The organism is Burkholderia sp. Ac-20353 (genome assembly GCF_017104785.1).
Lineage (GTDB): Bacteria > Pseudomonadota > Gammaproteobacteria > Burkholderiales > Burkholderiaceae > Burkholderia.
The window spans coordinates 1-8518 of record NZ_JAAGPL010000286.1; the positions used below are offsets into that span (position 1 = coordinate 1).

Annotated in this window: 7 protein-coding genes and 1 pseudogene; 6 read left to right on the forward strand and 2 right to left on the reverse strand. The window is 66.6% G+C overall.

Features of this window, described 5'->3' with window-relative positions:
* The 6 genes and pseudogenes from G3N94_RS37970 to hslU form a co-directional block, all read left to right on the forward strand.
* Positions 1–750, forward strand: a 750-nt coding sequence (locus tag G3N94_RS37970) for a tyrosine recombinase XerC (RefSeq protein ID WP_205799351.1), incomplete at its 5' end; no start/stop codon positions are given.
* Positions 751–831: 81 nt separating this feature from the next.
* A complete protein-coding gene (locus tag G3N94_RS37975) occupies positions 832–2043 on the forward strand; it encodes a class I SAM-dependent rRNA methyltransferase (protein WP_205799352.1) in 1212 nt (403 codons plus the stop codon).
* A 115-nt stretch (positions 2044–2158) separates the two neighbouring features.
* A pseudogene (locus G3N94_RS37980) lies at positions 2159–3317 on the forward strand (GTP-binding protein).
* A 484-nt stretch (positions 3318–3801) separates the two neighbouring features.
* The gene (gene dksA, locus G3N94_RS37985) at positions 3802–4218 is read left to right on the forward strand and encodes an RNA polymerase-binding protein DksA (protein ID WP_124600752.1); all 417 of its coding nucleotides are present in this window, start codon (positions 3802–3804) and stop codon (positions 4216–4218) included.
* A gap of 238 nt (positions 4219–4456) precedes the next feature.
* Positions 4457–4993 carry an ATP-dependent protease subunit HslV gene (gene hslV / locus G3N94_RS37990; protein WP_205799354.1) on the forward strand — a complete coding sequence of 179 codons (537 nt, stop codon included), beginning with the start codon at positions 4457–4459 and terminating at the stop codon, positions 4991–4993.
* A gap of 10 nt (positions 4994–5003) precedes the next feature.
* Complete coding sequence (hslU, locus tag G3N94_RS37995; protein ID WP_205799355.1) at positions 5004–6347, forward strand: ATP-dependent protease ATPase subunit HslU; 1344 nt, start codon at positions 5004–5006, stop codon at positions 6345–6347.
* Positions 6348–6477: 130 nt separating this feature from the next.
* Here the strand turns inward: hslU and G3N94_RS38000 are convergent, their stop codons facing one another.
* Positions 6478–7020: a response regulator transcription factor gene (locus G3N94_RS38000; protein ID WP_205799356.1), complete on the reverse strand. Its 543-nt coding sequence runs from the start codon at positions 7018–7020 to the stop codon at positions 6478–6480.
* Positions 7021–7033: 13 nt separating this feature from the next.
* Positions 7034–8431 carry an ATP-binding protein gene (locus tag G3N94_RS38005; protein ID WP_205799357.1) on the reverse strand — a complete coding sequence of 466 codons (1398 nt, stop codon included), beginning with the start codon at positions 8429–8431 and terminating at the stop codon, positions 7034–7036.
* Positions 8432–8518: the final 87 nt, after the last annotated feature.

Below are 8518 nucleotides of genomic sequence, written 5' to 3' on the forward strand. Positions count from 1 at the left end.
GCGCATGCGGGCGGGCTCTCCGCGCGCTCGATCTCGCACCGGCTGTCCGCGTGGCGCGCGTTCTACCGCTGGCTCGCGCAGCGCATCGAGCTGCCCGCGAACCCGGTCGCCGCGGTGCGCGCGCCGAAGCGCCCGAAGACGCTGCCGAAGGCGCTGTCGGTCGACCACGCATCGGCGCTGATGGACGCGCCGCTGCCCGCGACGACCGAAGGCATCCGCGACCACGCGATCCTCGAGCTGTTCTACTCGTCCGGCCTGCGCCTCGCCGAACTGATCGGGCTCGACGCCAGCTACACGGAGGCCGATGGCTACCGCTCGGCTGGCTGGCTCGACCTCGCCGAAGCCGAGGTGACCGTGCGCGGCAAGGGCAACAAGGAACGCAAGGTGCCGGTCGGCCGCAAGGCGATCGACGCGCTGAACGCATGGCTCGCGGTGCGTGGCGAGTTCGTGAAGCACGACCCGCATCCGCTGTTCCTGTCGGTGCGCGGCAACCGGATGTCGCCGGGCGTCGTGCGCGAGCGCGTGAAGCGCGCGGCGCTCACCGCGGGCATTCCGGCGCACGTCCATCCGCACGTGCTGCGCCACTCGTTCGCGACGCACGTGCTGCAGTCGAGCGGCGACCTGCGCGCGGTGCAGGAGCTGCTCGGCCACGCGAGCGTCGCCGCGACGCAGGTGTACACGTCGCTCGACTTCCAGCACCTCGCGAAGATTTACGACAGCGCGCACCCGCGCGCGAAGAAGCGCGACTGACGCGCGCGTTTTCCGTTTTTACCCGCCGCGCCCGATGACCGGACGAAGTCCTCGCGGGACGCGGCCCATTTCGATCAAGCCATGCAAACCGTCACACTCAAACCGTCGAAGGACAAATCGCTGCTGCGCCGTCATCCGTGGATCTACGCGAACGCGATCGACCGCGTCGACGGCAAGCCCGCGTCCGGCGCGACCGTCATCGTGCGTGCGCACGACGGCCGCTTCCTCGCGCGCGGCGCATACAGCCCGCAATCGCAGATTCGCGTGCGCGTGTGGAGCTTCGACGAGAACGAGCCGATCGACCACGCTTTCTTCAAGCGGCGCGTGCAGCGCGCGGTCGCGCATCGCAACACGATGGTGTCGGGCACGGGCGCGGTGCGCCTGGTGTTCGGCGAGGCCGACGGCTTGCCGGGGCTGATCGTCGATTACTACATCGAGGACGTGCCCGGCTCCGACGCGCCGCGCGGCCAGCTCGTCTGCCAGTTCATGGCGGCCGGTGTCGAAGCGTGGAAGGACGCGATCGTCGCCGCGCTCACCGGCGCGACCGGCTGCCCGAACGTGTACGAGCGCTCGGACGTATCGATCCGCGACAAGGAAGGCCTCGAGCAGACGACCGGCGTGCTCGCCGGCGACGCGCCGCCCGCGACGCTGATCACGAACGAGAACGGCGTGCGCTACCACGTCGACGTGCCGAACGGCCACAAGACCGGCTTCTACATCGACCAGCGCGACAACCGCGCGCTGGTCACGCAGTACGCGAACGAGCGCGACGTACTGAACTGCTTCTGCTACACGGGCGGCTTCTCGCTCGCGGCGCTGAAAGGGGGCGCGAAACGCGTCGTGTCGATCGATTCGTCGGGCGATGCGCTCGCGCTCGCGCAGCAGAACGTCACCGCGAACGGCTTCGACCCCGCGCGCGCGACCTGGCTCGACGCCGATGCGTTCAAGACGCTGCGCCGCCTCGTCGACGAAGGCGAGCGTTTCGACCTGATCGTGCTCGATCCGCCGAAGTTCGCGCCGACCCGCGACAGCGTCGATCGCGCCGCGCGCGCGTACAAGGACATCAACCTGAGCGGCTTCAAGCTGCTGCGTCCGGGCGGCCTGCTGTTCACCTACTCGTGCTCGGGCGCGATCGACATGGACCTGTTCCAGAAGATCGTCGCGGGCGCGGCCGCCGACGCGAAGGTCGACGCGCGCATCCTGAAGCGGCTCGGCGCGGGCGTCGATCACCCGCTGCTCGCCGCGTTCCCGGAAGGCGAATATTTGAAGGGCCTGCTGTTGCAAATCGTCTGATCGCCCCGATCTTCGCGGGCAGCCGTCCGCCGGCTTCCTCTCGGTGCCCGCCGGATCAACACACTCGCCCGTCGTCCGGACGACGGGCGGGGGCTTGACAGCTATGTTTCAATGAATGGTTGTGCGCCCGGATAACCGGACGCGACGCACATTCTGGTTTTGACCCCGATTCACGAACTCACGAACCACAGGCGACCGACATGGCCACTCCCGTCACCATCCTCACCGGCTTCCTCGGCAGCGGCAAGACGACGCTGCTCAAGCGCATCCTGAACGAACAGCACGGCATGAAGATCGCCGTGATCGAGAACGAGTTCGGCGAAGAGAACATCGACAACGAGATCCTCGTGCAGGATACGAACGAGCAGATCATCCAGATGAGCAACGGCTGCATCTGCTGCACGATCCGCGGCGACCTCGCACGCGCGCTCGGCGATCTGGCCGCGAAGAAGCGCGACGGCAAGCTCGACTTCGACCGCATCGTGATCGAGACGACCGGCCTCGCGAACCCGGGCCCCGTCGCGCAGACGTTCTTCATCGACAGCGAGATCGCCGACGACTTCCTGCTCGACGCAGTCATCACGCTCGTCGACGCGAAGCATGCGGACGCGCAGCTCGACGAACACGAAGTCGTGCAGCGCCAGGTCGGCTTCGCCGATCGGCTGTTCATCACGAAGTCGGATCTCGTCGACGACCAGACCGTTGCCGATCTGAAGCATCGCCTCGTGCACATGAACCCGCGCGCGGCGATCAAGGTCGTGAACTTCGGCGACGCGGAGATCAAGGAAATCTTCGACCTGCGCGGCTTCAACCTGAACGCGAAGCTCGAGATCGATCCGGACTTCCTCGCCGAGGACGAGCACGCGCACCACGGCCATGACCACGATCACGACCACGCGCATTGCGACCACGATCACGGCCACTGCGATCACGACCACGATCACGCGCACGGCCATCACCACCACGCGCACCACGACGACAAGATCAAGTCGTTCGTATACCGCAACGATCGCCCGTTCGATCCGAACAAGCTCGAGGATTTCCTCGGCGGGATCCTGCAGATCTACGGCGAGCGGATGCTGCGCTACAAGGGCGTGCTGTTCATGAAGGGCGTCGACCGCAAGGTCGTGTTCCAGGGCGTGCACCAGATGATGGGCAGCGACCTCGCCGCGAAGTGGCTGCCGATCGAGAAGAAGACCAGCAAGATGGTGTTCATCGGCGTCGATCTGCCGCAGGACCTGATCACCGACGGCCTCGACGCCTGCCTCGCCTGACGTCGCGGCGCGCGACGCGTTCCGCCTTCGGTGCCTCGACGGCACCGAGGGCGGCGCAGCGCCGCCTCCGGCAAGGGTTTTGGCGTCATCGCTTTTTCGCGGTTTGCGCGTTATATTTTGAAGATATTGGCGCAGCCGACGGGGATCGACCCGATACGGCGCAGTCTTGCGATTCAGTTACAATACGTGCCCGCTGGAGTACGGGCAATTACAGGCCCGGTTCTTGCAGAACGAAAACCCGGGAATCGCAAACGTGCCGGATCGCGTGTCCACCACCCGACCGCGACCGATGCGACCTGCCGCGCAGCATTCCGGTTCGCCGCGCGCATGTCGACGCCAGGCCTATCCTGGTATTTGAGAACCGGTTTTCCAGAGGCTTTCGGCCCCGCAGCGGCAAATCGCAAATGATTGCAAGCGCAGTTGCGGGTAATCCCAAAGTGCAGGCAATATCACGTGATTTGCCGCACATTGAAGAAGCAAGCAGATGACGAAGAAACTCTTGACCGAAGCCGAAATCCTGAAGATGAGCGACAAGGATTACATGAATGAGGATCAGCTCGCCTTCTTCAAAGCTCGGCTCGAACAATTGCAGTCGGAAATTCTCCACAACGCCGGCCAGACGACCGAGAACCTGCGCGAGACCGTGATCGTCCCCGATCCGGCCGACCGCGCGACGATCGAGGAAGAGCACGCGCTCGAACTGCGCACGCGCGACCGCGAGCGCAAGCTCCTCAAGAAGGTTCAGCAGTCGCTCGCCCGGATCGAATCCGGCGATTACGGCTGGTGCGAGGAAACCGGCGAACCGATCGGCATTCCGCGCCTGCTTGCGCGGCCGACCGCCACGCTGTCGCTCGAGGCGCAAGAGCGCCGCGAACTGCGCCAGAAGCTGTTCGGCGACTGAGCAGCCGGCGTTCCGCCCAGACACGCTGCTTCACGAAAGCGCGCGGCCTCCCGCGCGCTTTTTGTTTTTTCGAAGGCCGCCTGCCGTTTTTCCGGCAGCACTCCCGGCCCCCTCTTGATATCCCGGCGCGCGCCCTAAAATGAATCCAATGCGTGCCGGGCCGCTCCCCGGCGCACCGCGATTCACGCGGCGGCGCAGCGCGCCGCCGCCTCTTCCCCGTTTTTCTCAAGGAACGCAGATGGAGCAATTTCACGGCACGACCATCGTTTCGGTCCGGCGCGGCGACAAGGTCGCGCTCGGCGGCGACGGCCAGGTGACGCTCGGCAACATCGTCATGAAGGGTGGCGCGCGGAAAGTGCGGCGGATCTACAACAACCAGGTGCTGGTCGGCTTCGCGGGCGGCACCGCCGATGCGTTCTCGCTGCTCGACCGCTTCGAGGCGAAGCTCGAGAAGCACCAGGGCAACCTGACCCGCGCGGCCGTCGAGCTCGCGAAGGACTGGCGCACCGACCGGATGCTGCGCCGCCTCGAGGCGATGCTGATCACGGCCGACGCGACCACGACGCTCGTCATCACCGGCAACGGCGACGTGCTCGATCCGGAAGGCGGGATCTGCGCGATCGGCTCCGGCGGCGCGTACGCGCAGGCCGCGGCCCGCGCGCTCGCCGAGAACACGGAACTGTCGCCGCGCGAGATCGTCGAGAAGTCGCTCGAGATCGCCGGCGACATGTGCATCTATACGAACCACAACCGCGTCATCGAAACGATCGAGTAAGGAACCAAACATGAGCACCATGACCCCTGCCGAGATCGTCTCGGAACTCGACAAGCACATCATCGGCCAGGACAACGCGAAGAAGGCCGTCGCCGTCGCGCTGCGCAACCGCTGGCGCCGCCAGCAGGTCGCCGATCCGCTGCGTCAGGAAATCACGCCGAAGAACATCCTGATGATCGGGCCGACGGGCGTCGGCAAGACCGAGATCGCGCGGCGTCTGGCCAAGCTCGCCGACGCACCGTTCATCAAGATCGAAGCGACCAAGTTCACCGAAGTCGGCTACGTCGGCCGCGACGTCGACAGCATCGTGCGCGACCTGATCGACATCTCGGTCAAGCAGACGCGCGAAGCCGAGATGCGCAAGGTGCGCAGCAAGGCGACCGACCAGGCCGAGGACCGCATCCTCGACATCCTGCTGCCGCAGCCGCGCGCGGTGGGCTTCGGCGCGAACGCCGAGCACGCGAACGACGACAACAACGCAACGCGTCAGACGTTCCGCAAGCGCCTGCGCGAAGGCCAGCTCGACGACAAGGAAGTCGAGCTCGACCTCGAGCAGCCGACGGCGGGCGTGGACATCATGGCGCCGCCCGGGATGGAAGAGATGACCGAACAGATCCGCTCGATGTTCTCGAACCTCGGCGGCGGCAAGAAGCAGCGCCGCAAGTTGAAGATCAAGGAAGCGCTGAAGCTGCTCACTGACGAGGAAGCGGCGCGGATGGTCAACGACGAGGAAATCAAGACGAAGGCCGTGCAGAACTGCGAGCAGAACGGCATCGTGTTCCTCGACGAGATCGACAAGATCACGTCGCGCAACAACGAAGGCGGCGGCGGCGAAGTGTCGCGCCAGGGCGTGCAGCGCGACCTGCTGCCGCTCGTCGAAGGCACGACGATCAACACGAAGTACGGGATGGTGAAGACCGATCACATCCTGTTCATCGCGAGCGGCGCATTTCAACTCTCGAAGCCGAGCGACCTGATTCCTGAGCTGCAGGGCCGCCTCCCGATCCGCGTCGAACTCGATTCGCTGTCGGTGAAGGATTTCGAGGCGATTCTCGTCGCAACCGACGCGAGCCTCGTCAAGCAGTATCAGGCGCTGCTCGCGACCGAGGACGTGCAGCTCGAGTTCGCCGAAGACGGCATCCGCCGCCTCGCGGAGATCGCGTATGCGGTCAACGAGAAGACCGAGAACATCGGTGCGCGGCGTCTCTATACGGTGATCGAGAAGCTGCTCGAGGAAGTGTCGTTCGCGGCCGGCAACCACGCCGGCGAGTGCGTGACGATCGACGCGAAGTACGTCGAGCGTGCGCTCGGCGAGGTGTCGCAGGACGAGGACCTGTCGCGCTACGTGCTGTAACGCGTACGCAGTCCGAACGGAACACGGGCGGCTCCGGCGGAGCCGCCCGTTTTTTCATGCGCGGGCGGGCGGCGCCTTGCCACCCTGTCTCGCCCCATCCCGCCCCGTCCCGCAGCGACGCGGCGCGCGCTTACTGCCGCACCGGCTTCTTCGCGAGCTTGCGCTGCAGCGTGCGGCGGTGCATGTTCAGCGCGCGCGCGGTCGCCGAGATGTTGTTGTTGTTTTCCGAGAGCACGCGCTGGATGTGCTCCCATTCGAGCCGGTCGACCGACAGCACGACCGGATTCTCGAGTGCTTCGTCCGCCTGCACCTCGGTCGCGTTGGTCTGCAGCGCGGCGAGGATCGATTCGACGTTCGCCGGTTTCGCGAGGTAATTGTCCGCGCCGTCCTTCACCGCCTGCACGGCGGTCGCGATGCTCGCATAGCCCGTCAGCACGAGGATCCGCGCGTCCGGCTGCAGGTCGCACAGCGGCGCGATCAGGCTCAGGCCCGAATCCTCGCCGAGATGCAGGTCGACGGTGATGAACTGGAACTTGCCGCCGGCGGCGAGCCTGAGCGCCGTCTCCTTGTCGTGCGCCTGCTGGACCGCATAGCCGCGGCGCTCGAGGCCGCGTGCGAGCGTCCCTGCAAACACCTCGTTGTCGTCGATCACCAGGAAGTTGTTGTCGCTCATGTGGTTTCTCCGTCTACGTGTTGGGTGTGGCGGCGGGCGACGCCGCATGGCGCGCGACCGGCAGGCGCAGCACGGCCCGCGTGCCGCGCCCGGAGGAAGCCCCTGCGGGACGACCCGCGGTGGCGCCATTCGTGCCGCTCGTGCCGCTTGTGCCATTCGTACCGTTCGCGCCGTTCTGGCGCCCGGCGGCATGGCTTGCCGAACGCGGCGTCGCGTCGGACAGCTCGATCACGCCGCCGAGCCGCGCTGCTGCGCTGAACGCAAGGTACAGCCCGACCCCGTGCCCGCCCTGCGTGCTGTCGACCGGCATCGCGCCGAGCGACTCGCGCAACGCGACCGGTATGCCCGGGCCATCGTCGCATACCTCGAATTCGATTTCGTCGTCCGCGCCGTCGTGCGCGACCTTCGCGGCGAGCGTCACGCGATGCGGGCTCGCGCGCGCGGCGTTGTCGAGCAGGATCGTCAGGATCTGGCCGGCCGCGACCGGATCGTCGAGCGCGACGCCCGCCGGCCGCGCGCCGAGCAGTTCGAACTGCACGTGCGGATGCCGCAGGCGCCAGTGCTCGACGAACGTGTCCAGCCAGTCGTCCACCGGCTGGCGGCTCGCCGGCGCGCTCGCGCGGCTGCGCAGTCGCGCGAGCGCCGACGTGCAGAGCGACATCTGCTCGTCCAGCACCTTCAGGTCGGCCTCGTAGCGCGCGAGCCCCGCGTCGGTGCGCGCGGCGTCGCGCAATTCCTCGGTCAGCATCGCGATCGTCGACAGCGGCGTGCCCATCTCGTGTGCGACCGTCGCCGCCTGCACGCCGAGCGCGACCGCCCGCTCGTCGCGCAACAGGTGCTGCTGCGCCTCGCCGAGCGCCGCGTCGCGCTGGCGCAACGCATTCGACATGCGCGCGACGAACCAGGCGATCAGCCCGACGCTGACCATGAAGTTCGCCCACATGCCGGTGCGGTAGTAGTCGAACAGGTTCGCCGGGTTGTCCATGTTGAGCGGCACCGAATCGAAGCCGAGCGACGCGTAGCACGCGACCGCGAACGCCGCGAGCCAGATCATCAGGTGCCACGGCAGCACCGCCGCCGCGATCGCGAGCGACGGCAGGTACAGCGACACGAACGGGTTGGTCGTGCCGCCCGACAGGAACAGCAGCGCCGACAGCGCGCCGAGGTCGACCCACAGCTGGCCGAGCAGCTCGAAATTGGTCTCGGGCCGCGCGCGCAGCACGCGCACCCAGGTCAGCGCGTTGAACACGATTTCGAGCGCGATGACCATCAGCATCGCCGGCAACGGCAGATGCACGCCGAAATAGGTCTGGACGACGCCGATCGTCACGAGCTGGCCAATGATCGCAAGATTGCGCAGCCAGAACAGGTGGCTCAGATTGACGCGGCCGGTAGTGGTGATTCGTTGCATCCGCGCAGTTTACCCGTTTAGCCGATGGTGCCCCAGATGGCGCCCCAAACAGAGGGCCAGACCGCATGCGCGTGGCGCCCTGCCGGG

Bases quoted from the DNA above. Each gene is read 5' to 3' on its own strand.
- G3N94_RS37975 (WP_205799352.1), top strand. From the start codon at position 832: ATGCAAACCGTCACACTCAAACCGTCGAAGGACAAATCGCTGCTGCGC.
- hslU (WP_205799355.1), top strand. From the start codon at position 5,004: ATGAGCACCATGACCCCTGCCGAGATCGTCTCGGAACTCGACAAGCAC.
- dksA (WP_124600752.1), top strand. From the start codon at position 3,802: ATGACGAAGAAACTCTTGACCGAAGCCGAAATCCTGAAGATGAGCGAC.
- hslV (WP_205799354.1), top strand. From the start codon at position 4,457: ATGGAGCAATTTCACGGCACGACCATCGTTTCGGTCCGGCGCGGCGAC.
- G3N94_RS38000 (WP_205799356.1), bottom strand. From the start codon at position 7,020: ATGAGCGACAACAACTTCCTGGTGATCGACGACAACGAGGTGTTTGCA.
- G3N94_RS38005 (WP_205799357.1), bottom strand. From the start codon at position 8,431: ATGCAACGAATCACCACTACCGGCCGCGTCAATCTGAGCCACCTGTTC.